The organism is Bradyrhizobium sp. WCU1, assembly GCF_053474805.1.
The window spans coordinates 552,786-577,676 of the sequence record NZ_CM130280.1 but is presented as its reverse complement, the minus strand read 5'-3'; the positions used below and the strand labels follow the sequence as shown (position 1 = coordinate 577,676).

Here is a 24,891-nt window from a genome sequence, read left to right as displayed (position 1 = left end):
CGTCGAGGAAGCTGGTTTCACTCGGCGGCGATCGCCTCGATCTCCAGCAACCATTTGCTGTCGACGGTCTCGGCGATGATGACCGTCAGCGCGGGCTGATGCTCGCCGAGCATTTTGCGACGAATGGTGCGGTTGGCCACGAGCTGATCCCGATCGGTCAGGAACGTGGTGATCTTGACCAGATGCTCGACGCCAAGGCCTGCGGCGGCGAGCACTTCCATCACATTGCGCCAGGCTTGCTCGCATTGGGCTTCAAAGTCCTCGGGCACGGTGCCGTCTGATCTCTCGGGCACCTGGCCGCTGATGAAGAGCAGGCGGCGGTGCTGGGTCAGTTCGAGTCCCATGCAGTACCCGCCGGCGGGAGGGTGGACCGTTGCGGGATTGTGGCTGACGATGTGAGTTGAGGGCATAGCGCGTCTCCGGTTTGCGGCGTGACCGTATCCGGCGGTGTCGCCGCGGCACAAAGCATGTTTGCTGCGGTTCAGCGCAAGAAAATCTATTGCAAGGCCACCGCCTGTCGGTGTCAAACTCCCGCGCGATGACCTACGCCCTTCCACCCCTCAACGCGCTCCGCGCCTTCGAGGCCGCCGCGCGGCACCTCAGCTTCAAACTGGCCGCGCACGAGCTGCACGTGACGCCTGCCGCCGTGGGGCAGCAGGTGAAAGCGCTGGAGGCGCGCCTCGGCGTGCAGTTGTTCGAGCGGTTGCACAAGCAGCTGATCCTGACCGCGGCCGGGCAGGCCTATTTGCCCGGGGTCTCCGACGGCTTTCGCCATATCGCGGATGCGACCTCGCAATTGAAACCGGCAGCTGCGGTGCTGCTGCAATTGGGGGTCCATGGCAGCTTCGACCTGCGCCGCCTCAAACTGGCGGAGTTTCGCGGCGCGCATCTCGACATCGGCTTGCAGGTGCTGCAGCCCGCCGGCTTGCACGAGTTGGCGGAGGGCAAGGTCGACCTGCTGATCGCCCGCGGCCTTGGCCACCATCCGGGTCATCGCTGCGACCGGCTCAACCAGGGATCCGGCTTGGGTGATTGGCTGATTGCGCCTGAAGGCACCGCAGATTGTCCCGAGATCGTCAGCTTCCGCGAATGGCTGCGCGCCGTGCTGGTCGAGAAGCCGCTCGCAAACCGCCGCCCTCGTCTGGTCGGATAGCGGACCTGCGCTGCGATGGTGGTAGTACACCCCTGATTTGCCCGACGTGTCAAGTCGATTTCGTAAAAAACGAATTCGTCCCCGGCACCCGCCGGCGACTGTGCATGGGGTTGTTTTCGATATTTTTGTGTCAGTGCCCGCCGAGGTAGGCCGTGATCAGCCGGGGATCGTGGATCAGGTCCTTGGCAGGGCCGGACTGCACGATCTCGCCGGTCTCCAGCACGTAGCCGTAATCGGCGGTCTCGAGCGCGGCGCGGGCGTTCTGCTCGACCAGCAGGATCGACACGCCGAGGTCGCGGAGCGAGGCGATGGTGCGGAAGATCTCGCGCACGATCAGCGGCGCGAGGCCGAGGCTGGGCTCGTCGAGCATCAGCAGCGCGGGCTTTGCCATCAGCGCGCGTCCCAGCGCGAGCATCTGGCGCTCGCCGCCGGAGAGCGTGCCGGCGGCCTGGCGTTGTCGCTCCTTCAGGCGGGGAAAGCGATCATAGACCTCGTCGAGCGTCTTCTGCACGCCGGAGCGGTCGCGCAGGCTGTAGGAGCCGAGCAGGAGGTTGTCGGCAACCGACATGTCGGAGAACAGCTCGCGCTTCTCCGGAACCAGGCAGAGCCGGCGCTCGACGCGATCCTCGACGGACATCTTCCGGATGTCGCTGCCGCGGAACACCATGCTGCCGCGCGATGCGAGCAGGCCGATCGCGGCCATCAGCAGCGTGGTCTTGCCGGCGCCGTTCGGGCCGATCACGGTGACGATCTGTCCTTCGTCGACCGACAGCGAGACGTTGCGAACGGCCTCGACGTTGTCGTAGCAGACGGTGACGCCGGTCATGGACAACATCTGGCTCACGCGACGCCTCCGAGATAGGCCTCTTGCACCCGCTCGTCGCTGCGGATCGCGCTCGGGACGCCCTCGCAGAGCTTGGAGCCGAAGTCGAGCACCACGATGCGGTCGACCAGCGACATCACGAACTCCATGTCGTGCTCGACGATCAGGATGGTCAGGTGATCCGCCCGCAGCGAGCGGAGCAGCTCCGCCAGTCGCAGCTTTTCCTGGCGGCGCAGGCCGGCCGCCGGCTCGTCCAGCACAAGGAGCGCGGGATCGGCGGCGAGGGCGCGCGCGATCTCCAGGATGCGCTGGTTGCCGAGCGGAAGATTGCCCGCGAGCTCGAATGGCTTGTCGCCGAGCCCGACGCGCTCGAGCTGCAGCAGCGCTTCGTGCCGGACGCTGGCTTCCTCGCGCCGATTGAGACGAAACGCGCCGGCGAACAGGCCGCTGCTGGTTCGGCTGTAGGTGCCGAGCATGACGTTCTCCAGCAGGCTCATGCGCGGCCGCAGCTTGACATGCTGGAAGGTCCGGGCGACGCCGGCCCTGGCGATGCGGGACTGCGGATCGCGCGCGATCGAGCGTCCGGCGAAGGAGATCTCGCCCTTGCTGACCCGCAGCGCGCCGGTCAGGCAGTTGAACATCGTGCTCTTGCCGGCGCCGTTCGGGCCGATCACGGCGAGGATTTCGCCTGATCTCACCTCGAAGCTGACATTGTTGACCGCAATGAGGCCGCCGAACCGGCGCTCGGCGCCATCGACCTTCAGAAGCAGCTCGCCCGGTGTCGGCTGCGGACGGCGCGGCAGCGGCGGCGCGGGCTGCGGCCGCTCGCGCCTGATCTTCGGCAGATAGCGTGCGATCGAGGGCACGATGCCCTGCCGCGCCCATTGCAGGAACAGGATGAACAGTGCCGAGAAGGCGACGATCTCGAGTTGCCCGGACGCGCCCTTGGCGATCAGCGGCAGATAATCCTGCACGCTGTTCTTGAGCAGCGTGACGATGGCGGCGCCGACGACCCCGCCGAGCAGGCTGCCGGCGCCGCCGACCATCGTCATCATCAGATATTCGATGCCCATGCCGGCATCGAACGGACCCGGGCTGATGAAGCGGCTCATATGCGCGTAGAGCCAGCCGGAGAGCGAGGCCAGGAATGCCGCGATCACGAAGGTCACGAGCTTGATCCGGAACGCGTTGATGCCGAGGCTCTCGACCAGCGTGTTGCCGCCGCGCAGCGCCCGCATGGCGCGGCCGAGCCGCGAGTCCAGGAGATTGTAGCCGAGCAGGAGCACCAGGGCGACGATGCCCCAGATCAGGTAATAGATCTGTGCGCTGGAGACCAGCGCGAACGAGCCGAGGCTGATCGGCGGGATCGACGAGATGCCGTTGAAGCGGCCGAGCCCATCGACATTGCCGAACAGGAAGCCGATCGCAAGGCCCCATGCCACGGTCGACAGCGACAGGAAATGGCCCTGCAGGCGCAAGGTGACGACGCCGAGGATGGTCGCGACACCGCAGGTCAGGACCACGCCAAGCAGCAGGCCGAGCCAGGGCGATTGCCCGTTCAGGGCCGAGACCCATGCCGTCGCATAGGCCGCGATGCCGACGAACGCGGCCTGTCCGAACGACACGATGCCGCCGACGCCGGTGAGCAGCGCAAGGCCAATGGCGACCAGCGAATAGATGCCGATATAATTCATCAGCGTGACGCTGAACGGGCTCAGGACAAAGGGTGCGAGTGCGAGGCACGCCAGTGCCGCTGCCGCCGCGAGCCTAACGTGAACGCGCGTCATTCCTCGATCTCCTCCTCGGAATGCAGCGAGGCGAGGGATCGCCAGATCAGGATCGGGATCAGCAGCGAGAACACGATCACGTCTTTCAGCGCGCTGCTCTGGAACGACGCGAAGCTTTCGAGTATGCCGACCCCCACCGCACCGATCGCGGCGCCGGGATAGCTGGTCATGCCGCCGACGATGGCGCCGACGAACGCCTTGAGGCCGATCAGGAAGCCGGAATCGTAGAACACGGTATTGACCGGCGCGATCAGGATCCCGGATACGCCGGCCATCAGCGAGCCCAGCAGATAGGCGATGGTGCCGGCCCGCGCCGGCCGGATCCCCATCAGACGCGAGCCGGTGCGGTTCACCGCGGTGGCGCGCAGCGATTTGCCGACCAGCGTGAAGTCGAAGAACAGATAGAGCAGGCCGCTGAACACCAGCGCGGCGATCACGATCAGCATGGTCTGGCCCGAAATCAGGACGCCGGCGAACTCGGTGGAGAACGACGTCAGCGGCTCGGTCCGGACGCCTTCCGGGCCGAAGAACAGCAGGCCGAGACCAACCAGCGCGAAATGCAGCGCCACGGAGACCGTCAGCAGCAGCAGCACCGTGCCGTCGGCGATCGGGCGGAACACGATCCGGTCGAGGAGAGGGGCGATCGGCGTGATCAGCATCAACGCGAGTACCAGCCGGACGGCGAGCGGCGGGTCCATGCGCATGGTGAGCCAGGCGATGCCGACTACTGCTGAGGGAATGGCGAGATAGAACAGCAATGCGCGCGGCAGCAGGCGGCTGTCGCCGCTCCGAATGAGCGAAATGATCTCGATCAGGGTCGCAAGGCACGCCAGCACCACGACCAGCGCACCGGTCCCCGGAAAACGCTTGGCATCGAGGGCCGCAAGCGTCAGTGCGGTGAAGGCGGCGATGTCGCCGAACGGAATGAAGATGACCCGCGTCACCGTGAAGATGAGCACAGTGCCGATCGCCACCAGCGCGTAGACTGCACCGGTGGCGATCCCGTCGATTGCAAGGATGGCCGCGATATCGCTCGTCATGGAGACGCCGTTCCCCCGTTCTGGCTGCCGGCCATCTTTTTGCCTACGGCGCGTACTTCCAGGCGCCGCCGGTCAGGCGGACCACGACCAGCGAGCGCTCGTCGACGCCGGTCACCGCGCCGGGCTTGAAGTTGTAGACGGCATGCACGCCGGGCAGCTCCTTGGTGCTGAGGATGGAATCGCGCAGCGCGGTGCGGAATTCCGCGGTGCCGGGTTTTGCGGTCTTCAGCGCCCGCTCGGCGGCGTTGGCGAAGATCAGCCAGGCGTCGAAGGAGTAGGCGGAGAACCCGTCGGTGGTCGGAATGTTGTGGGTCTTCTGGTAGACCGCGCGGAAGTCGAGCGCGATCTTCTTGGCGAAGTGCTCATCCGGAAGCTGCTCGGCCACGATCACGGGGCCGGCGGAGACCTGGATGCCCTCGGCGGCCTTGCCGCCCACGGTGACGAAGTCCGGATTGATCAGCGCCACGGTGCCGTAGGTATTGCCCTTGAAGCCGCGTTCGGAGAGCGTGATGAGCGGCAGGGCGCCCTGCGTGCCGGAGCCACCGATCAGCACCGCGTCGGGACGTGCGGCCATGACCTTCAGGATCTGCGCGGTCACCGAGGTATCGGTGCGCGCATAGCGCTCGTTGGTCTGCACCTTGATGTCGTCGACGGGCTCGGCGGCCTTGGCGCCGTTGTAGACGAGATCGCCCCAGGCATCGGAGAAACCGATATAGCCGATGTTCTTCATGCCGTCGCGCTTCATCCGGTCCGCGACGATCTTGACGAGCAGCGAAGCCGGCTGCGGCACCGCGACGACCCATTGCTCCGGCGAGTCCGGAAGCTTGCCGAGAGGCGAGATCGCGATCATCGGCACCTTCAATTCGCTGGCGACGGCGGCCATCGCGATGGTCGAGGGGGTCGTTGCGGTGCCGATCAGGAGGTCGACCTTCTCTTCCTCGACCAGCTTGCGCGCGTTGCGCGTCGCGGCCGACGGGTCGGAGCCGTCGTCGAGCTGGATCAGGCGGATGGTCTCGTCGTTGATCGTCTTCTTGTATTCATAGGCGGCATTGATGCCGCGCCCATAGGGGATGCCGATCGACGCGCCGTTGCCGCTCAGCGAGGTGACGAAGCCGATCGTGATATCGGCCTGCGCCGCCGGTGCCGCGAAGACGCCGGCGACGAGTGCGAGTAAACCCAGGGTCTTCTGCCGCATTTGCGTTGTCCTCCGTTGATGCTGGGTGCGAATGTCTGCAAGCCGGGCAGGTAGCCGAGCCGCGAACGAACCGATTGAAGGCATTGCTGTAGCGCCAGACGCCGGGCGCGCCGAGAGGGAATTTCGCTCGGCCGGGCGTCAGCGGCCATGGCGAGGCGTGCCGCTCAAATAGCGGGCGGGGCGATTGCAGTCCGCGGGCATCTGTCGAAGCAAAGGAAGACGAATGCCACAGCCGCGCTGCGCGACCGGCGATGCTGCTGCCGGCCATTGCGGCCCGACGCTAGTCCACGCGATTGAGTTTCTCAAAATCGGTGCCCTGCAACATCATCGACATGACCACCGGCAGCGGCCGATGGTCGATTACTTAAAGCCTAAAGTATTCTCAGTGGCGTCGTCAACACGTGTCACGGGGCTGTCAGAAAAAAATGTTGCTGCATACAATTTCGTCCGCGCGCGCCATTTCCTTCATTGCTTTGTCCCGAAAAACAGGCCTCCCGGCTGCGGTGGAGCGGTCGCCTCGGCGGGCTCCGCCGCGCGCATTTGACGCGTCAATTAGTTTATGGTTGAAATATCTGCGTCGGCAGGCCGACGGCCGATGCTCCTGTCACCGTCGAGGAGAAGGGCGATGCGCATCTTCTGGCAGAGTTTCGTCGATGCGAGCGTGAACGCGCCCTATATGGCGCGGCTGTCGGAGTATCTCAACAACATCGCCGCACCCGGCACCACGGTTCAGGTCGAGGGCATTTCACCGCCGGATCGCGAATTCGGCCGGCTCGCCGAACTGCGCTGCGCGGTCCAGGCCATCGACAACGGCATCGCGGCGGAAGAGAGCGGGTTCGACGCCTTCGTGATGGGCCACTTCCAGGATCCCGGGCTTTACGAGCTCCGCTCGACGCTCGACATCCCCGTGGTCGGGACCGGCGAGGCGACGTTGCTTGCGGCCTCGCAACTCGGCCGGCGCCTCGGCCTCGTGACGCTCGATCCGGTCTTCGAGGTCTGGCACTACGAGCAGGCCGAACGCTACGGCCTCGGTGATCGCGTCGTCCACGTGACCGGCCTCGGTTGCAAGCCGGAGGATTTCGCAGCTGCGTTCGCGGGCGATCAGGCGGCTCATGCCCGGATGATCGAGGATTTTCTGGCCTGCGCCTTGCCGCTGGTGGAGCGCGGCGCCGACGTGGTGATCCCCGCCGGCGTGCTGCCAGGACTATTGATCGGGCGGGAGCGCGGCCTGAAGGTCGGCCACGCACCGGTCGTGAACTGTGCTGCGGTGGCATTGAAGAGCGCCGAGATGTGGGTGCAGCTCAGGCAGCTCAACGGCACCGAGCCGAGCCGCGGGCCGAGCTTCAAGCGCGCCAGTGCGCTCGCCCGCGACGATTTCCGGGCGATGCTCGCGCGCAACAAGCGCTAACGCCGATCAGTTCTGGAGAACGAGCCATGATGAGACCCGAGAAGATCCTCTACGAGACCGAGGTGACCGCTATGGGCGGCCGCGACGGCAAGGCCGCAAGTGCCGACGGCCTGCTGTCGGTGTCGCTGTCCGTGCCGAAATCGCTGGGCGGACCCGGCGGCGAGGGGACCAACCCGGAGCAGCTCTTTGCGGCTGGCTATGCCGCGTGCTTTCTCGGCGCGGTCAAGCTCGTGGCGCGCACCAGGAAGATCACGCCCTCGGCCGAGACGTCCGTCGTCGCGAGGGTTGCGATGGGACCGGTTCCTGTCGGCTATGCGCTCTCGGTCGAACTGAAGGTCAGTCTGCCCGGCGTCGAGAAGGCGGTGGCGGAGGAGATCGTCGCAGGCGCGCACGAGCGCTGCCCCTATTCGAATGCAACTCGTGGCAATATCGACGTGAAGCTGACGGTGATCTGAGACGGCAGGCAAGGCAGGCGGCTGGTGACAAATTCGCTGCGCACACCGTATGACGGCATCGTGATGGCGGCTCCCGTCACGATCCCCTATGCGCGCTATTCCATCGAGAGCGCGCAATGGTGGATCGGACGCGCGCTGAGTGCGCTGGTCGCGAAGGCCGGCATCAAGACATCCGACATCGACGGCCTCTGTGTGTCCAGCTTCACCATGGGGCTCGACAGCGGGATCGGACTGACGCAGCATTTCGGGCTGTGCGTCAGATGGCTCGACACCATCCCACTCGGCGGCGCCAGCGCCATCGCGGCATTGCGGAAGGCGGCGCGCGCGGTGCAGGTGCGCGATGCCGACATCGTGGCTTGCGTCGCCGGCGATACCAATCACGTCGATTCCTTCCGCCTGACGCTCGAGAATTTCTCGCGCTTCAACCAGGACGCGGTTTATCCTTATGGCGCAGGCGGCGCCAATGCGAGCTTCGCGCTGATCGCGCGCAACTATATGCGGACCTATGGCGTTACGCGGGAGGACGTCGGCCGGATCGCGGTCGCTCAGCGCGCCAATGCGCTGCGCAACCCGCATGCGCTGATGAAGACGCCGTTGACGATCGAGCAGTATCTGGCGGCGCGTCCGATTTCCGATCCCATTCATCTGTTCGATTGCGTGATGCCCTGCGCCGGGGCCGAGGCCTTCCTCGTGATGCGGGACGAGACCGCGGCATCGCTCGGCCTGCCGGCCGCGCGATTGCTGTCGACCATCGAACGGCACAACGCCTTCGCCGACGATCCGATGCAGGTGCGCGGCGGCTGGGCGATGGATATCAGCGAGCTCTACGCGATGGCCGGTGTGAAGCCTGACGATCTCGATGTCGTGCAGACCTATGATGACTATCCGGTCATCACGATGATGCAGTTCGAGGATCTCGGATTCTGCAACAAGGGTGAGGGCGCGGCCTTCGTGCGTCAGCACGATCTGACTGTTGACGGCGACTTCCCGCACAACACCTCCGGCGGTCAGCTCTCTGCCGGGCAGGCCGGCGCCGCCGGCGCCTATCTCGGGCTGGTCGAAGGCTTGCGTCAGGTGCTAGGCGAAGCCGGTCCGACGCAGGTCAAGGATGCAAGGCTCGCTCTCGCCTCCGGCTTCGGTATGATCAACTATGACCGTGGCCTGGCCTCCGGTGCCGCGATCTTTGCGGGGCCTGCGCGATGATCGATCCGATTGAGCCACCCCGGCGCAAGAACCCGCTGCTGCGGATGCGGCTTCCCGCGTCGCCGCCGCGGCCGCGCAGCCGGACGTCGCACGGGTTCACGCGCGCTGCCGCCGAAGGACGCTTCATGCTGCAGCGCTGCGAGGCTTGCGGCGCCTTCGCCTATCCGGCGCGCGAGGCATGTCCCGCCTGCCTGTCGGCTGATCTGACCTTCGTCGATGCGCCGCGCCGCGGTGTGCTGCTGGCCGAAACCACGGCCCGGGTACCAAGCGACGTCTATTTCCGCGAGCGGGCGCCCTGGCGCATCGGTCTCGTCAAGATGGATTGCGGTCCGACCATGGTGGCGCATCTGCATGCCGACTGTGCCGAGGGCGCGCCCGTGCTGATGTCGTTTCAGCTCGACAAGAGCGGCCAGGCAGTGGCTTTTGCCCGACCCGAGGAGGAGACGCTCAACATGGCAGACGACCGGCAGTGGCGGGAAATGACGGCCGATCCGAAATTCCGCCGCGTGCTCGTGACCAACGGCCGCAGTCTGATCGGCCAGGAGGCCGTTGCGGCGCTGAAGGCCGCGGGCGCGAAGACGGTGTTCGTCGGCGTTTCCGAACCATGGCGACCTTTCGCAGGCGAACAGCTGTTGCGCGGGCAGGCGGGGATCGAGATCGTGACGCTCGACGCGGCCGACGAAAAGTCAACGACTGACCTCGCGGCCGACATTGGCGGCAAGGTCGACATCCTCATCAACACGACGGAATATGTGCGGCCCGGTGGCCTTCTCGACCGCAGGGGCACGGGCATCGCGCGGGATGAGATCGACCAGGCCTATCTCGGCTTCATCAACCTTGCGCAGGCCTTCGGTCCCGCGATGCGGATGCGGGGAGCCGATGGCATCAACAGCAGCGCCGCCTGGGTCAATATCCTGTCGGTCTATGCGCTGGCGAACTGGCCCGCTTTCGGCGCCTACTCGGCGTCGCAAGCCGCCTGCCTTTCGCTGTCGCACTGTCTTCGCGCGGAGCTTCGGCCCGGCGGCGTCAAGGTGATGAACCTGTTCACGGGACCGGTCGATACCGAGTGGTTCCAGACCGTGCCGCCGCCCAAGGTCGCGCCGCGCGCCGTTGCGCAGGCGATCGTGTCCGGGCTCAGGGGTGGGCTCGAGGAGATCTATGTCGGGGACGTCGCCGAGGAGATCAGGCAGCGTCTTGCCGCCAATCCGAAAGCGCTCGAGCGCGAGCTCGATAGATAAAATCAGGATTTCAACGGGAGGACGTCACAATGCAAGGCAAGAATCTCCTGGAGCTCGCAGGTGCGATTTCGTCAGGCGCGGTGCGGGTCGTCGATCTGACCTTCACGCTCAGTCCGGATTTCCCGGTCATTGTTCTGCCGCCGGAATTTGGCCAGGCGGCTCCGGTCCGGATCCAGGAGATATCGCGCTATGACGGTCGCGGTCCGGCCTGGTACTGGAACAATGTGACGTTCGGCGAGCACACCGGCACGCATTTCGACGCGCCGATCCACTGGTTCACCGGGAAGGACCTGCCGAACAATTCGGTCGACACGATGCCTGCCAAGGACATGATCGCGCCGGCTTGCGTGATCGACTGCTCGGCGGGCGCGGCGCAGGATCCGGATTTCCTGCTCACCGTGCCGCTCGTCGAGGCCTGGGAGGCGAAGCACGGACGGATTCCCGCGCGGCACTGGGTGCTGTTGCGGACCGACTGGTCGAAGAAGGGCTGGCGCGACTACGCCAACCTCAGGGATGACGGCGCACACACGCCGGGGCCGAATCCGGCCGTCATGAAATGGTTGGTGGAGGAGCGCGGCATCATCGGCTTCGGCACCGAGACGATCGGTACCGACGCAGGGCAGGCCGGCCATTTCGAGCCGCCTTATCCGGCGCATCACTTCCTGCATGGCGCCGGCCGGTATGGCCTGCAGTGCCTCTGCAACCTCGATCAGCTTCCTCCCACCGGTGCCGTCATCGTGGCGTCGCCCCTGAAGATCCAGAACGGCTCCGGCAGCCCGCTGCGCGTGATCGCATTGGTTTCCGCGAGCTGAAGCGAGCGGATGGCGCTTGCCCGAAACAAGAAACGCAAATCAAGAAGGACAGGTGCCATGATCTCGATGAAGACCCTGCTGGCCTTGGCCGCGTTGCTTGTCGCCGTTCCGCAGGCCGGGCAGGCCGAGATCCTCGTCGGCTTCGTCACCGGCCTGAGCGGGCCGGTGTCGTCGATCGGGATTCCCAATGCAAAGGGGATCGCGGCCGGCGAGGCCTATGTCGGCGAAGTCGGCGGTGAGAAGCTCCGCGTCATTCAGCTCGACGACGCCTCCGATCCCACGGCGTCGGCGCGCAACGCGCGCAAGCTCGTCGAACAGGAGAAGGTCGACATCCTGATCGGCACGTCCGGCGCGCCGCAGACGCTGGCGATGGCGACCGCCGCGATCGAGCTGAAGATTCCGATGATCGCCGTGTCGCCGATCGCGCCGGTGCCATCAGGCGAAGGCGGGCCCTGGGTGGTGCAGACGCCACAACCGACGCCGCTTCTGGTCCAGGGCATCGTCGATCACATGAAGGCGCGGGGGTTGAAGACCGTTGCGTTCATCGGCTTCTCCGACGCCTTCGGCGACCTGATGTACGACTCGCTGTCGCAAAGCGCCAAGGCGGCCGACATCAAGGTCATCGCCAACGAGCGCTACGCCCGGTCGGATTCGTCGGTGACCGCCCAGGTGCTGCGCGCGTTGGCGGCGCGGCCCGACGCCATCATGCTCGGCGGCACGGGCACGCCGGGTGCCTTGCCGGTGATCGCTCTGTCCGAACGCGGATACAAGGGGCCGCTCTACGGCAACCACGGGCTCATCAGCGCCGACTTCCTGCGGCTCGCCGGCAAGGCCGCCAACGGAATCATCTGCCCGACCGGGCCGGTGACCGCGGCGGAGCAGCTTCCGGCCGGCAATCCGATCCAGAAGGTTGCGCTGGATTTCCGCACCGCCTTCGAGAAGGCGAATGGCGAGGCGCCGACCGACTCGTTCTCGTCCTATGCCTTCGACGGCTGGCTGGTGTTCGTCGATGCGGCCAAGCGCGCGATGGCAACGGGCGCCAAGCCGGGCTCGTCGGAATTCCGCGCCGCGCTTCGCCAGGCGCTGTTCACCACCAAGGAGCTGGCCGGGACGCAGGGCGTCTACACTTACACGCCGGCGGATCGACACGGCGTCGATGCTCGCGCGCGGATCCTGGTTCAGATCGAGGACGGAAAGTACAGGCTGCTGCCCTGATTGAACTGCGGGAGTGTGTCGGAGGGCGTTCGGCTGTGGTGTGAATTACAGTGCCGGCTTACGGCTTCTGCATCGCGTCCCTGACGGCGCCCTTGAGCTCGTCGAGCTCGCGGGTCAGGCCATCGAGCCGGTCGGCCGGAACCCTTGCCAGCAGCTCGGCCAGCCACGAGCCATGGCTCTTGGCCATGCGCCTGAAGGCTTTGCGGCCTTCGACGGTCATGCAAACGATCTGCACGCGCCGGTCGAGGTTTGAAGGCGTGCGGGTGATGAAGCCGTCCTCGACCAGCCGATCAACGATCGGCGTCAGGTTTCCCGCAGAGACCATCAGCCGCTTCGGCAGCTCTCCCAGCACCAATCCGCTCGGCTCGCGGTCAAGCTGGGCCAGGACGTCGAAGCGCGGCATCGTGAAGTCGAATTCCTCGCGGAACCGGCGCCGCAGCTCGCCCTCGATCAGGGTCGTGCAGGCGAGCAGCCGAAGCCAAAGCCGTGTCTGAGCCCTGTACTCGGCCTCCTGATCACCTCCGTTCCTGGGTGAAACAGGCGGGGACTCCTTCGCGACTGCCAAATCAAATCTCCTGCAGCACCCGGCCCGTTGAAGGTGACGGTCTCGATGACGCCCGGAAGATAGTTCGTGCCAAAAGTAAATTCAAGGCTCGTTCAGGGGGCACGGATCGGCGTCGGGGTGTAGGGATTTTGCGGCGGGTTTCGTGCCGGAAGGCAATCTCCGCAATATTCCGATGAATGCTCCGGCGATCTCCGGCAGGTACGGATGTTTTATGTTTAAAATAAAAGGCGAATGTCGCTGTCTACGACGCCGGGTGCTGGACCCGGCGCGGAGATGATCGCCGCCCGCGGCGCGGGCGGCTCAGGGGACGCGATCAGGCGATCGCCTGGATGGCGTTGGAGTAAAGGCTCGCCGGTCGGGTCAAGCCGTAATGGTCGCGCAGCGTCGTGCCCTCGTAGTCGTGGCGGAACAGGCCCCGCTTGCGCAGGATCGGCACGACCTGCTCGGCGAAGAGATCGAAGCCGCCGGGTAGCCAGGGCGGCATGACATTGAAGCCGTCGGCCGCGCCGTTCTCGAACCAGGTCTGGATGTTGTCGGCGATCTTCTCCGGCGGGCCCGCGATCACCCAATGGCCGCGCGCGCCGGCGAGGCGCTGCACCAGCTGGCGAATCGTCGGCTTCTCGCGATCGACGATATCGACCACCAGCTTGAACCGGCTGGCGACGCCGCGGGCGCTGTCGGTGTCGATCAGATGGCGGGGGAAGGGGCCGTCGAGGTCGAAACCGGAGAGATCGAGGCCAATCATCTGGCGAAGCTGGGCCAGCGAATATTCCGGCTGGATCAGTTCGTTGAACTCGTCCTGCAGCCGATCTGCCTCGAGCTGTGAACTGGCGATGAACGGGCTGATGCCGGGCAGGATCTTGATCTGATCGCGACCACGGTCGAATGCACGGGCCTGACGCTTGATGTCGGTGTAGAACTCCTGCGCGCTCGACAGGGTCTGGTGGGCGGTGAAGATCGCTTCCGCAAAGCGCGCCGCGAAGGCGCGGCCGTCGTCGGACGAGCCGGCTTGCACATAGACCGGTCGTCCCTGCGGCGTTCGCGAAACGTTGAGCGGGCCGCGGACGCGAAAGTGCTTTCCGACGTGGTTGATGGCATGGATCCTGGCGGTGTCGGCGAAGACGCCGGACGCGGGATCATTGACCAGCGCATCGTCTTCCCAGCTGTCCCACAGCCGCGTGATGACGTCGAGATATTCGCGCGCCCGCTCGTAACGCTCGTGATGCGGCGGATGTTCGGGCAGCCCGAAATTCTGCGCTGCCTGCGGCGAGCTCGTCGTGACGATGTTCCAGCCGGCGCGGCCGCGGCTGAGGTGATCCAGCGAGGCGAACAGGCGCGCCAGATTGTAGGGTTCGGTATAGGTCGTCGATGCCGTCGCGATCAGGCCGATGCGCTTGGTGGCGGATGCGATCGCGGTGAGCAGGGTGATCGGCTCGAGCCGGAACCGCGCGGCGTGCCGGACATTCTCGGCCAGTGCCGGGCCGTCGGCGAAGAACACCGCGTCGAACTTGTGCGCCTCGGCGCGTTGCGCGAGCTCCTGATAATAGGTGACGTCGAGCAGGCGGCTTGGGGTCGAGGCCTTGTACCGCCAGGCCGCCTCGTGGTGGCCGTCCGGATAGATGAAGAAGTTGAGAGAAAGCTGTCGTTTGCTCATGGCGGCACTCGCGGGGGATGATCGGTCAGTTGGCGGTCGGCGCCTTGCGCACGAACGCGAAGCGAAGGTAGCGCTCGAGCGACAGGCCTTCCGGTGTACGCTTGTCCTCGACAAGCCGGGCGAACGCCTGCCGCACCAAGCTGCGTTCGGCCGGAGAGAAGGCTTCGAGAAAGTTTCCGAAGGCGCTTGCTTCCGACCAGCGCAGCAGCGAGTCGGCATTGTCATGGATGTCGACCAGCGCGCGCAGTTCGCTGCGGTAGTCAGTGAAGCCGTTGGCCGCGAACAGCGCGCTGAGCTCCTCGTCGGTCGATCCGAGCACGGGGTTGGAATCCTGACGGCGATCGCCAAGACCTGCTTCGGCGATGGCCTGGCTGAGCAGCACGCGGGATTGATGCGGCCGGGATGGATCCTGCACGTTCAGTCCAAGGCGGCCGCCCGGCTTCAGCACGCGATGGATTTCCTGCAGGGCGGCGTCTTTGTCGGCAATCCAGTGAAACACGCTGTTGAGATAGACCGCGTCGAACTGGGCGTCAGCGAAGCGTGAGAGTTCCTCCGCACGGCCGGTGTCGAACTGGAGATTGTCGGCCTGCCGCAGCCGAGCGATCTCGATACGGCCGGCAAGCGGATCGATGCCGATCACGCGGCCGTCCGGGCCGACCAGTCCGGCGACGAATTCCGCGAGCCGCCCGGTGCCGGTTCCGATGTCGAGCACATGCTCGCCGGACCGGATCGCCAGCGGCCCGATCAGGAACTTGCCGTGACGGAACTGAACCAATCCAGCTTCATCATAGGAGCGGGCGAGCTCCGGTGTGTCGTGCTCAAGGCTGATGGCGCCTGCGGATTGCGGCATTCGATCCGTCCATTTGCTTCACGGCAAAGCGCCGACATTCGGCGCGAGCGTTGCCGCGGACTCTACGTCGGCGCCTGTGAAATGAATTTGCGTTGTTGCGCGAACGCCGAGCATGAACCTTACGAGGAGATCGCCGATCGGAGACGAGTGCGCTCGCAATGACGGCGAAAGCGGCGGCGTGAGGCCGCTACGCACGTCGATTGCTCGATTTTGCGCGTTGCAAAGCGCGCGAGACGATCGACCGGATCGCGATCGTCGCAAATATTCCCGCAGGCGCGTCGCGGACGAAGCGAACATTGCTCGCCGTCGAAAACAAAGCTGGATTCCTTTCATTGACTGAACCTCGATCGCTTTTACGATTTGCAACGTCAAAGCGAGGTTCTGCACCATGCCGCAATCCGATCCCGACAGCGTTGCCCGCGAGGCGCTTCGCCTGATCGGTCCCGATCCGCAAAACTGGGTACCCGAGCGCGAGGGGATCGATCACAACGTGGTCGTGGTTGGCGGCGGGCAATCCGGCTCCGCCTTTGCCTTTGCGCTTCGGCGCGCCGGGATCGGCAAGGTTTCGGTGATCGATGCCGCGGCGGACGGCACCAAAGCAGGCGTCTGGCTGACCAGCGCGCGCATGCACAAGCTGCGGACGCCGAAGTCGTTGCCGGGACCGGAGCTCGGCTTGCCGGGGCTCGGCTTCCAGGCCTGGTACGAAGCGCGCCATGGAGCGGCCGCCTATGACGCGCTCGATCGCATCCCGCGGCTCGATTGGGCGGCCTATCTCGACTGGTACCGCAAGGTTACCGGTGGTGCGGTTCGCTACGGCACGCGGCTGGTTCGCATCGAACCGGCGGACGGGCATTTGCGACTGCACCTGGAGCGGAACGGGGCGGCTGTGATCGAGAGCACGCGGAAGCTGGTGCTCGCGACCGGCTTCGCCGGTAGCGGCGGCGCGTCCGTGCCGGAGGTCCTCCAAGAGCTGCCGAAACGGTTCTACGCGCATACTTCCGAGGCGATCGACTTCAGGAGCCTGCGCGGCCGCTCCATCGCCGTGATCGGCAGCGCCGCATCGGCGTTCGATGCGGCGGCGGTTGCGCTCGAGGCAGGCGCGAGGGATGTGCATCTGTTCGCGCGGCGCGAGACCTTGGCCTCATTGCCGGTGATCCGGATCCGCGGCTACCCAGGTGCCTATGACAATTACGGCGCGCTGCCGGACGCCGTGCGCTGGCACCAGGCGATCCGGTTCCGGCAAGCCGGCTCGACCCCGCCGCCGGATGCGATCTCGCGCGCGGTGTCCTTCCCTAATTTCCATCTGCACCTCGGGGCGCCCTGGACCTCGGCACGATTGCAGGGCGTACGTCCGGTCGCGGAAACGCCGCATGGTGAATTCGGCTTCGACTTTGCGATCGCGGGCACCGGCTATGCGGTGAGCCTCGGCGCGCAAGCCGAGCTGCGCGACTTCGCCGACGACATCCTGTTGTGGCGCGATCGTTTTGCGCCGCCCGCGGACCAGCGCGACGAGACGCTGGCGGCCTATCCCTATCTCGGGTCCGGGCATGAATATCTGGAGAAGGTGCCGGGGCGCGCGCCGTACCTCAGGGATATCCACGTCTTCAATCCGGCGGCGTTCGTCAGCTTCGGCCTCCCGGTTGGCGATGTGCCGAGCTTCAAGCGCGATATTCCGGCGATCGTTGCCCGCATCAGCCGCGATCTGTTCCTGGCGGATCTCGCCTCCCATGAAGCCCGCATCAGCGGAACGATAGCCGAGGATTTCGCGCCGGAGCTCTATGCGTCGGCGGTCTGGCGGCCGCCGGAGCACGTCGCGGCCGAGTAAGACGCACGACAGCGTCATCAGTCTCCGCCGTCGCTCCCGCGACCGGCGCACGGCGGAGCTTTGTTCTGGGGATCGCAAGGTGAGAACGGGATCATGAGCAGCACCACGACCATCGACAACGCCATTCCGCGCGCCGACATCATCAAGCGGGCGGCCCGGCTTGGCGCCGAGATCAAGAACATCAGGCTGTCGGGCGATTTGTCCGACGAGGTCGTCCGCGCGATCAACCAGGTGCTGCTCGAGCACAAGGTGATTTTCTTCCGGGATCAAGGCCACCTCGACGACGCGGAGCAGGAGCGCTTTGCGGTGCGGCTCGGCAAGCTCGTGCCGCATCCGACGGTCGGCGCGATCAACGGTACGTCGTCAATCCTGGAACTGGATTCGGGTCGTGGCGGCGGCCGCGCCGACCAGTGGCACACCGATGTGACGTTCGTTGACGCCTATCCGAAAATCTCGGTGCTGCGCGGCGTCGTGATCCCGCCCTATGGCGGCGACACCGTGTGGTCGAACACGGCAGCGGCCTATCTGGACCTGCCGGCGCCGCTGCGCAAGCTCGCCGACGAGCTCTGGGCGGTGCACAGCAATGCCTATGATTATGCCGTCAAGTCGCGTGCCACCGAGGCGGACAGGAAGCATTTCGACGAGGTGTTCACCGGCACGATCTACGAGACCGAGCATCCGGTGGTGCGGGTCCATCCCGAGACCGGCGAGCGTACGCTCGTGCTCGGCAATTTCGTGCAGCGGTTCGTCGGCCTGCCGAAATATGACGGCCAGAAGCTGTTCGATCTATTCCAGTCGCACATTACCGCACCCGAGAACACCGTGCGCTGGAACTGGCAGACCGGGGACGTCGCGATCTGGGACAACCGCGCGACGCAGCACTACGCAGTCAATGACTACGGCGATCAGCATCGCGTGGTCCGCCGCGCCACCATCGATGGCGACGTGCCGCTCAGCGTCGACGGCCGTCGCAGCGTGACCCGCATCAAGTCGTCGAAGCCGCAGGCCGCGAAAGCCGCCTGAGCATCTCATCGATTGGAGCAGCAGATGAACGCCATCATTCGATTTGTTCGCGCGCGGCGCGCCGCCGCGCGCCGGGTTGCGCGGCTCCTGCTCGCAGGCGCCTTCGCAGTGGGCCTCGCAGCGCCGGCCCTCGCCGAGCCGCCGCTCGAGAAGACCGAGATCCGCTATCAGGGCTGGGCCGGGCAGGTGACGTTCACCGAGCTCGCGGAAGACCTCGGCTATCTTGCGCCGCTCAAGCTGAAATGGGTCGGCAACACCATCAGCGGTCCGCAGGACATCCAGACCGTTGTCACCGGCGATACCGACATCGGCGGCGCCTTCTATGGCGCCATCCTCAAGCTGATCGCGGCGAAAGCGCCGATCAAGGCGGTGGTCGGCTACTACGGCTCCGACGCCAACACCTATTACGCCTACTTCGTGAAGGACGACAGCCCGATCAAGGGCGCGCGCGACCTGATCGGCAAGAAGGTCGCCGTGAACACGCTCGGCGCCCATCTCGAATTCGTGCTGCGCGAATATCTCGCGCGCAACGGGCTCAGCGCCGGCGAGGCGAAGCAGGTCACGCTGGTCGCGATTCCGCCGGTTTCCGGCGAGCAGGCATTGCGGCAGGGCCAGGTCGAGGTCAGCGCGCTCAGCGGCGTGCTGCGCGACAAGGCGCTGGAACGCGGCGGGATCCGTTCGCTGTTCAACGATACCGACCTGTTCGGCCAGTTCACCGGCGGCGCGTATGTGCTGCGGGACAGGTTCATCAAAGACAACCCCAATGCCGCGCGGAAACTGGTCGAGGGCATCTCGCGCGCCATTGAGTGGGCGCAGACCACGCCGCCGGAGCAGGTGCGGGCGCGCTTCGAGAGGATCATCGCGGAGCGCAAGCGCAACGAGGATGCCTCCTCGATCAAGTACTGGAAGAGCACCGGCGTCGCGTCTAAGGGCGGGGTGATCTCGGATGCCGAACTGCAGGTCTGGATCGACTGGCTGGTCAAGGACGGTCTGCTCAAGCCGGGGCAGATCAAGGCCTCGGACACCTACACCAACGAGTTCAACTATTACCGTCCCGGCAAGACGGCGGAGGCACGATGAGCGCGGTCAAGATCCGCTTCGAGCAGGTCCGCAAGGAGTTCGTGACGCGCGGTGAGGGCGGTCGCCCCGCGGGCCGCTTCACCGCGCTGGAAGACATCACGCTCGACGTTCGTTCCGGCGAATTCCTGGCCCTGGTCGGCCCGAGCGGCTGCGGAAAATCGACCTTGCTCGATCTGCTCGGCGGCCTGACGACACCGACCAGCGGCCGCATCCAGCTCGACGGCCGCCCGATTACGGGGCCCGGCCGCGATCGCGGCATCGTGTTCCAGCAATATGCGCTGTTCCCCTGGCGCACCGCTGCGCAGAACGTCGAGTTCGGGCTCGACATCGCGGGCCTCAAGGCCAGGCAGCGGCACGAGATTGCGGAGCATTTTCTCGACCTCGTCGGCCTGTCCGGCTTTGCCGACCGCTATCCGCACGAGCTCTCCGGCGGCATGAAGCAGCGCGTCGCGATCGCACGCAGCCTCGCCTACGATCCGGAAGTGCTGCTGATGGACGAGCCGTTCGCGGCACTAGACGCCCAGACCCGCGAGACGCTGCAGGGCGAACTGCTGCGGATCTGGCGCGCGACCGGCAAGACCATCGTCTTCATCACCCACGGCATCGACGAAGCCGTCGTGCTCGGCCAGCGGGTCGCGGTGATGACGTCGCGCCCGGGCCGGATCAAGCAGGTCATCGACATTCCCGAGGTGCTGCGCAGCGAGGCCGAAGACGTCAGGGCGTTGCCGGAATTCGGTGAGGTGCGGCACGAAGTCTGGAGCCTGCTCCGCGAAGAGGTGCAGAAGGCGCAACAACTGGCTGGCGGGGTCGCCGCGCGTCGCCTCGAGCGCGAGGTGAAAGAGGTTGCCCATGTCTAGCCTTGAGATCTCGCCGTTGCTCGGACCGGCGCGCGGGCGCGGCGAGCCGCTGTCCGCTGCGCGGAGACGGGCACCGGTCGTGAAGGGCCTCCGCACCGTGCTACGGAAATCGGCCGGCCTTGGCCGCCGCTCATTGCTGCTGGTCATGCTGCTCGCGCTGTGGGAGGCGGCGCCGAGGCTCGCCCTGATCGATCCGGTATTCCTGCCGCCGTTCTCGGAGGTGATCTCTGCCGGCTGGCAGCTCGCGCAGACCGGCGAGCTCTATGACGACGTATCGGCCAGCCTGCTCCGTGCCCTGGGCGGGTTTCTGATCTCGGTTGTCTTGATCGTGCCGCTTGGCCTTGCGGTCGGCTGGTACACCCGCCTCGGCGATCTGCTGAACCAGTTCATCGAGATCTGCCGCAACACCGCGCCGCTGGCACTGCTGCCGGTGTTCATTCTGCTGCTCGGGATCGGCGAGCTCTCCAAGATCACGATGGTGATCTACAGCTGCGCCTGGCCGCTGCTGCTCAACACCATCGCGGCGGTGAAGCAGGTCGATCCGCTCCTGATCAAGTCGGCGCGAACGATGGGCGCGTCTCCGCAGCAGCTGTTCCGCAAGGTGATCCTGCCGGCGGCGCTGCCCACCATCTTCGTCGGCATCCGCCTCGCCAGCGCTTCGGCGATGCTCGTCCTTGTCGCGTCCGAAATGGTCGGCGCCAAGGCCGGCCTCGGCTATCTCATCATCAACAGCCAATACAGCTTCCTGATCCCGCAGATGTATTTCGGCATCCTCGGGATCACCGTGATCGGCCTCGTGTTCAACGCCGTGCTCGAGGCGCTGGAACGGCGCTTCATGCGGTGGAAGCCCGCGGCGTAAGCGTCAGCCCGGCCTATTGCGGACGGTGGCCTGGGTGACCACGCTGTTCGGTGGCACGTCCTTGGTCAGCCAGACATTGCCGCCGATGGTGGAGCCCCGGCCGATCGTGATGCGGCCGAGGATGGTGGCGCCGGCGTAGATGACGACGTCATCCTCCACGATCGGATGGCGGGCGTCACCCTTGATGACGCTGCCTTCGTCGTCGGTTGGAAAATGCCGCGCGCCGAGGGTGACGGCCTGATAGATGCGGACATTGTTGCCGATGATGGCGGTTTCCCCGATCACGACCCCGGTGCCGTGATCGATGAAGAAGCCGGAGCCGACGCTGGCGCCCGGATGGATGTCGATCCCGGTTCGCGCATGGGCGATCTCCGACATCAGGCGGGCGATCAGCCGTGCCCCGAGGCGATACAGCAGATGTGCCAGGCGATGGTGGATGACCGCGGTCATGCCGGGATAGCCGATCAGGATCTCCGGAAAGTTCCGTGCGGCAGGATCACCGACGAAGGCCGCGCGCAGATCGTTGATCAGAAGCCCTCGGACATCAGGCAGTTGCGATGCAAAGGCACGCGTCAGCTCGACGGCCTCCTCGCGTTCGAAACCCGGTTCGAGCTCGTCGCCGACGAACAGCGCACCGCGATGGATCTCCGCGCTGAGCGAATCCAGCGCGATGCTCAACTTGTTGCCGACGAAATAGTCGATGTTCTCGCCGTCGAGGTCCGATTGGCCGTAATGCCGCGGAAACAGAGCTTCGGTGAGACCGTCGAGGATCGCCTCGAGCGTATCGCGCGATGGCGCGCGCCGTGCCTCGCCGTCTTGCCGGATGCTGTGGGTCTGTTCCCTGGAGACCCGCAACTCGGCCACGATGCGGTCGAGCTGCCAGCGGCCCGGTGGCGTTCCTGCCGCACCGATCGGTGAGAGTGGGGACTGCGGAGGGGTTTCGCGCTTCATGGTGAGCTCTCCTTGTCCTATCGGACATGCGCCAGGGGAATGCTGACCTCGGCCAGAAGATCGAGATCGGCTTCGTGATCGATCTGGACGTACTGTCCGTTCCAGTAGGTGAGCCCGGACAGCCGGTGCGACAGCTCCATGCTGGCGAGGCGGCCCACGATGATGCCATGGGAATGCCGCTCGATGATCTCTTCGACCTGGCATTCGACCATCGCCAGAGAGCGGCTGAGCAGCGGCACGCCCGACGAGCCATGACTCCAGTCGATGCCTTCGAAGCGCTCCCGGCCCGTCAGCCGGCCGTTGCTGAAGCGCTCCGCCAGCACCTGCTGGTCGGAGCCCAGGATATTGACGCCGAACAGCCGGTGACGCGCGATCGGGGCAAAGGACGACGCCTGGCGGTTGATGCTCACCAACAGCCGTGGCGGCGCCGCGCTGAGCGAGGTCAGCGAGGTGACGGTCATGCCCGTGATGTCTTCGCCGAGGCCGGCGGTGATGATGCAAACGCCGCCGGCAAGGCGGCGCATGATCAGACGGAACTGGCGCTCGATCTCGTCATCGGCGTCGACGAGATGGATATCCGGCTTGCTCATCAGGTTTCTCCCTTTCTCGCTGCACCGGACAGTCGTTCAGAAGAAGCCCTTCGCCGGCAGTGGCGTGCCGCTGATCTCGAATTGGCCGATCGAGCGGGCCTTGAAAGTGTTCGGATTGTGCGAGGCGAGCGTGCGTGCGTTGCGCCAATGTCGGTCGAAATTGGTCGCCTTCTTGGTGGCCGAGGCGCCGCCGACATCGAACAGCAGGCTGCCGCTCCGGATCGCGAATTCGTCCGCGACGATCTTGGCCTTGGCGGACAGCAGTGCCGCCCGGTGGGCGGCATCGCCGGCATTGGCATCGCCGGCGTCGAACGCATCGGTCGCGACGTCGAGCGCTTCCGCCGCCGCCAGCACGACGGTTTCGGCCGCGAACGCGCCGCTCGCGATCTGGCCGACGGTTTGTTGCAGCAGCGGGTCGTCGACCGGCGTTTCGCTCGGTGCGTAGTAGAAGGTCCGCTTGCGGGAGCGCACCAGCGCCGCGGCGTCACGCAGGATCGCGCGCGAAATGCCGGCATTGATGGCGGTCAGGAACAACTGCGCGAACGTGTTCGAGTAGGGGATGCCGTAGCCGGCGTCGGGCGCATCGAACACCACCTCCTGGCGCTTGACGCGCACATTGCGGAAATGGCTGGTGCCGGTCGCGGTCAGCCGCTGGCCGAGGCCATCCCAATCGTCGACCAGCTCGATGCCTTCGCGATTGACGGGAATGAGCACCGCCGCATTGGTGGCTGAGGCATCTGCCGTGCGCACCAGGACGTAGTCCGAGTAGAGCGTGCCGGTGCTGTAATATTTGGTGCCGTTGAGCAGATAGTCGTCGCCATCCGCCGTCAGCGTCGTGTTCGGCGTGACGTTTCCGACTTTCGGCGTGTCGAGTTCGGTGGCCGCGAGGCCGATGATCGCGCCGTCGGCGACAGCTTTCTGCCACTGCCGGTGCTGGTCGTTCTTCGGCTGGCGCACCAGGCGTTCCACCACGCTGAAATGGTTGCGCAGGATGTGCGCGACATTGGCGTCGGCCTCGCCGAGGCGGATCACGACCTCGAACAGCGCGCGGATCGACACGCCCGCGCCGCCGGCCTCGATCGGAAGCCGCAGCGCGCCGAGCCGCGCCTTGCGGATCAGGTCGACCTCCGCGAAGGGCAGCACACGCTCGCGCTCGCGCTCGCCGGCGCCCTCGGCAATGCGGCCGAGCAGTGCGTCGATGTCAGGCGAATGACTGTGAAGCAGGTCGGATGACGCCAGCGCGGCGGCGGGGACAGGTTTGTTCATTGGTTTCACCCAAAGCGACGTTGGTTGACGATTTCGATCAGAGCTGCGCGAGATGGTCGGTGACCTTGACCGGTTCGGGCAACACCTTGCGTGCCACCAGCCAGTCGGCCGCCCGCTGCAACTCGGACAGGAATTTTTCGTCGTTGACCGGGAAGTAGCGATACTTGCGATCCAGCGCGACGAACTGGTCGCGGACCTGGTCGCTGTATTTGCCGGCCTTCTGCGCGATGTATTCGGCGGCCTTGCTGTTGTCGGAAATCCACTTGCCCTCGGCGCGGAAGGCGTCGTTGACGGCGCGCACCAGCGCGGGGTTCTCGGTCGCGAACTTCCTGGTGGTCAGGTACGAGGTGTAATCGATCTGGAAATCCAGATCGCGACCCTCGAGGAAGATGTCGTGCGCCTTGTATTCGAGCCGGGCAATGTCGACGCCGGGGCTCCACATCGACCAGGCATCGACCTTGCCGGAGGCCAGCGCCGGCGCGGCGTCCGGCGGATTGAGATAGACGAACTTCACGGCGGCGCGATCGACCTTGTGCTTCTCGAGAGCGGCAACGAGCAGGAACTCGCCGAGGCCGGATCGGTTCACCGCAACCGATTTGCCGACCAGGTCCTCGATCTTGTTGATGCCGGAATCGTCCCTGGCAATGATCGCGGTGGTGCGTGGCTCGTAGACCACGAACTGGGTGAAGACGAGCGGGGAGCCGGCAATGATGGCGGCGAGCGCCGGCGTCGTGCTGCCGCCGAAGCTGAAATCCGCGCTGCCGCCGGTGACCGCCTGCAATGTCGGGGCATGGTTGGGGAACGGACCCAGCCATTCGACCTTGATGCCGTCCTTGGCAAGGAGCTTCTCGAACTCGCCGCGTTCCTTGGCGATCAAATTAAGGCCGCTGAGGCCCCAGGTGAGACGGACGGTGTCGGTGACGCGGCCGGTGGCCGACTGCGCGGCATCCGTGAAGTTGAAGCCGGCGAGGGCGCCGATGCCGAACGCGGCACCGCCGAGGAAACCGCGGCGGGAAGGCTTTGTGATTGAGCGAGACATAGC

At 65.7% G+C, this 24,891-nt stretch carries 26 protein-coding genes; 13 read left to right on the top strand and 13 right to left on the bottom strand.

The window, feature by feature from the left end; translation table 11 throughout:
- Positions 1-17 precede the first annotated feature (17 nt).
- The gene (locus ACTUWL_RS02805) at positions 18-410 is read right to left on the bottom strand and encodes a RidA family protein (protein WP_021082391.1); all 393 of its coding nucleotides are present in this window, start codon (positions 408-410) and stop codon (positions 18-20) included.
- A 128-nt stretch (positions 411-538) separates the two neighbouring features.
- Here ACTUWL_RS02805 and ACTUWL_RS02800 point away from each other — a divergent pair, with 128 nt between their 5' ends.
- Entirely contained in the window at positions 539-1,153 is a 615-nt protein-coding gene (locus tag ACTUWL_RS02800; protein ID WP_035653577.1) for a LysR family transcriptional regulator, read from the top strand.
- A 130-nt stretch (positions 1,154-1,283) separates the two neighbouring features.
- Here ACTUWL_RS02800 and ACTUWL_RS02795 read toward each other — a convergent pair whose 3' ends face one another.
- Genes ACTUWL_RS02795 through ACTUWL_RS02780 form a run of 4 tightly spaced genes read right to left on the bottom strand, consistent with a single transcriptional unit; the run spans position 1,284 to position 5,998 of the window.
- The gene (locus ACTUWL_RS02795; protein WP_021082389.1) at positions 1,284-1,997 is read right to left on the bottom strand and encodes an ABC transporter ATP-binding protein; all 714 of its coding nucleotides are present in this window, start codon (positions 1,995-1,997) and stop codon (positions 1,284-1,286) included.
- Positions 1,994-3,763, bottom strand: coding sequence for a branched-chain amino acid ABC transporter ATP-binding protein/permease (locus tag ACTUWL_RS02790; protein WP_021082388.1), 1,770 nt, complete (start codon positions 3,761-3,763; stop codon positions 1,994-1,996). Before ACTUWL_RS02790 ends, ACTUWL_RS02795 begins: the two co-directional genes overlap by 4 nt.
- Entirely contained in the window at positions 3,760-4,803 is a 1,044-nt protein-coding gene (locus ACTUWL_RS02785) for a branched-chain amino acid ABC transporter permease (protein ID WP_021082387.1), read from the bottom strand. Before ACTUWL_RS02785 ends, ACTUWL_RS02790 begins: the two co-directional genes overlap by 4 nt.
- Before the next feature lie 43 nt (positions 4,804-4,846).
- Complete coding sequence (locus ACTUWL_RS02780; protein ID WP_021082386.1) at positions 4,847-5,998, bottom strand: ABC transporter substrate-binding protein; 1,152 nt, start codon at positions 5,996-5,998, stop codon at positions 4,847-4,849.
- 223 nt (positions 5,999-6,221) lie between these two features.
- On the opposite strand from ACTUWL_RS02780, the gene ACTUWL_RS02775 reads away from it, so the two are divergent.
- From ACTUWL_RS02775 to ACTUWL_RS02745, 7 genes are all read left to right on the top strand, one after another.
- Entirely contained in the window at positions 6,222-6,542 is a 321-nt protein-coding gene (locus tag ACTUWL_RS02775) for a hypothetical protein (RefSeq protein WP_146160367.1), read from the top strand.
- An 81-nt stretch (positions 6,543-6,623) separates the two neighbouring features.
- Positions 6,624-7,406 carry an aspartate/glutamate racemase family protein gene (locus ACTUWL_RS02770; RefSeq protein WP_021082385.1) on the top strand — a complete coding sequence of 261 codons (783 nt, stop codon included), beginning with the start codon at positions 6,624-6,626 and terminating at the stop codon, positions 7,404-7,406.
- A 26-nt stretch (positions 7,407-7,432) separates the two neighbouring features.
- Positions 7,433-7,861: an organic hydroperoxide resistance protein gene (locus ACTUWL_RS02765; protein WP_021082384.1), complete on the top strand. Its 429-nt coding sequence runs from the start codon at positions 7,433-7,435 to the stop codon at positions 7,859-7,861.
- Positions 7,862-7,885: 24 nt separating this feature from the next.
- Complete coding sequence (locus ACTUWL_RS02760) at positions 7,886-9,064, top strand: thiolase family protein (RefSeq protein ID WP_021082383.1); 1,179 nt, start codon at positions 7,886-7,888, stop codon at positions 9,062-9,064.
- Positions 9,061-10,302 carry an SDR family NAD(P)-dependent oxidoreductase gene (locus tag ACTUWL_RS02755; protein WP_106940249.1) on the top strand — a complete coding sequence of 414 codons (1,242 nt, stop codon included), beginning with the start codon at positions 9,061-9,063 and terminating at the stop codon, positions 10,300-10,302. Before ACTUWL_RS02760 ends, ACTUWL_RS02755 begins: the two co-directional genes overlap by 4 nt.
- Before the next feature lie 29 nt (positions 10,303-10,331).
- Positions 10,332-11,114, top strand: a complete 783-nt coding sequence (locus ACTUWL_RS02750; protein ID WP_021082381.1) for a cyclase family protein — start codon at positions 10,332-10,334, stop codon at positions 11,112-11,114.
- 57 nt (positions 11,115-11,171) lie between these two features.
- Positions 11,172-12,329, top strand: a complete 1,158-nt coding sequence (locus ACTUWL_RS02745; RefSeq protein ID WP_021082380.1) for an ABC transporter substrate-binding protein — start codon at positions 11,172-11,174, stop codon at positions 12,327-12,329.
- Between the two features lie 58 nt (positions 12,330-12,387).
- On the opposite strand, the gene ACTUWL_RS02740 is transcribed toward ACTUWL_RS02745, so the two are convergent.
- The 4 genes from ACTUWL_RS02740 to ACTUWL_RS02725 form a co-directional block, all read right to left on the bottom strand.
- On the bottom strand, positions 12,388-12,894 hold the full coding sequence (locus ACTUWL_RS02740) for a MarR family winged helix-turn-helix transcriptional regulator (protein WP_021082379.1): 507 nt from the start codon (positions 12,892-12,894) through the stop codon (positions 12,388-12,390).
- Positions 12,895-13,207: 313 nt separating this feature from the next.
- On the bottom strand, positions 13,208-14,548 hold the full coding sequence (locus ACTUWL_RS02735; protein ID WP_021082378.1) for an LLM class flavin-dependent oxidoreductase: 1,341 nt from the start codon (positions 14,546-14,548) through the stop codon (positions 13,208-13,210).
- Positions 14,549-14,573: 25 nt separating this feature from the next.
- The gene (locus ACTUWL_RS02730) at positions 14,574-15,398 is read right to left on the bottom strand and encodes a class I SAM-dependent methyltransferase (RefSeq protein WP_021082377.1); all 825 of its coding nucleotides are present in this window, start codon (positions 15,396-15,398) and stop codon (positions 14,574-14,576) included.
- An 18-nt stretch (positions 15,399-15,416) separates the two neighbouring features.
- Complete coding sequence (locus ACTUWL_RS02725; protein WP_146160368.1) at positions 15,417-15,788, bottom strand: hypothetical protein; 372 nt, start codon at positions 15,786-15,788, stop codon at positions 15,417-15,419.
- Between ACTUWL_RS02725 and ACTUWL_RS02720 the strand changes: the two genes are divergently transcribed.
- The 5 genes from ACTUWL_RS02720 (at position 15,787) to ACTUWL_RS02700 (ending at position 21,042) form a co-directional block, all read left to right on the top strand.
- Entirely contained in the window at positions 15,787-17,223 is a 1,437-nt protein-coding gene (locus tag ACTUWL_RS02720; RefSeq protein WP_021082376.1) for an FAD-dependent oxidoreductase, read from the top strand. The genes ACTUWL_RS02725 and ACTUWL_RS02720 overlap by 2 nt on opposite strands.
- Positions 17,224-17,316: 93 nt before the next feature.
- Positions 17,317-18,246: a TauD/TfdA dioxygenase family protein gene (locus tag ACTUWL_RS02715; RefSeq protein ID WP_021082375.1), complete on the top strand. Its 930-nt coding sequence runs from the start codon at positions 17,317-17,319 to the stop codon at positions 18,244-18,246.
- A 24-nt stretch (positions 18,247-18,270) separates the two neighbouring features.
- Positions 18,271-19,326: an ABC transporter substrate-binding protein gene (locus ACTUWL_RS02710; RefSeq protein ID WP_021082374.1), complete on the top strand. Its 1,056-nt coding sequence runs from the start codon at positions 18,271-18,273 to the stop codon at positions 19,324-19,326.
- On the top strand, positions 19,323-20,183 hold the full coding sequence (locus ACTUWL_RS02705) for an ABC transporter ATP-binding protein (RefSeq protein ID WP_021082373.1): 861 nt from the start codon (positions 19,323-19,325) through the stop codon (positions 20,181-20,183). Before ACTUWL_RS02710 ends, ACTUWL_RS02705 begins: the two co-directional genes overlap by 4 nt.
- Positions 20,176-21,042 (top strand): ABC transporter permease, encoded by an 867-nt coding sequence (locus ACTUWL_RS02700; protein WP_021082372.1) that lies wholly within the window; start codon positions 20,176-20,178, stop codon positions 21,040-21,042. The genes ACTUWL_RS02705 and ACTUWL_RS02700 overlap by 8 nt, the downstream gene beginning before the upstream one ends.
- 3 nt (positions 21,043-21,045) lie before the next feature.
- Here the strand turns inward: ACTUWL_RS02700 and epsC are convergent, their stop codons facing one another.
- From epsC to ACTUWL_RS02680, 4 genes are read right to left on the bottom strand one after another with little or no spacing between them, the layout of a single operon-like run.
- A complete protein-coding gene (epsC, locus tag ACTUWL_RS02695) occupies positions 21,046-21,993 on the bottom strand; it encodes a serine O-acetyltransferase EpsC (protein ID WP_021082371.1) in 948 nt (315 codons plus the stop codon).
- A 17-nt stretch (positions 21,994-22,010) separates the two neighbouring features.
- Positions 22,011-22,583, bottom strand: coding sequence for a flavin reductase family protein (locus tag ACTUWL_RS02690; RefSeq protein ID WP_021082370.1), 573 nt, complete (start codon positions 22,581-22,583; stop codon positions 22,011-22,013).
- A gap of 36 nt (positions 22,584-22,619) precedes the next feature.
- Positions 22,620-23,849, bottom strand: a complete 1,230-nt coding sequence (locus ACTUWL_RS02685; protein WP_021082369.1) for an acyl-CoA dehydrogenase family protein — start codon at positions 23,847-23,849, stop codon at positions 22,620-22,622.
- A 37-nt stretch (positions 23,850-23,886) separates the two neighbouring features.
- On the bottom strand, positions 23,887-24,888 hold the full coding sequence (locus tag ACTUWL_RS02680; protein WP_021082368.1) for an NrtA/SsuA/CpmA family ABC transporter substrate-binding protein: 1,002 nt from the start codon (positions 24,886-24,888) through the stop codon (positions 23,887-23,889).
- Between the last annotated feature and the right edge of the window lie 3 nt (positions 24,889-24,891).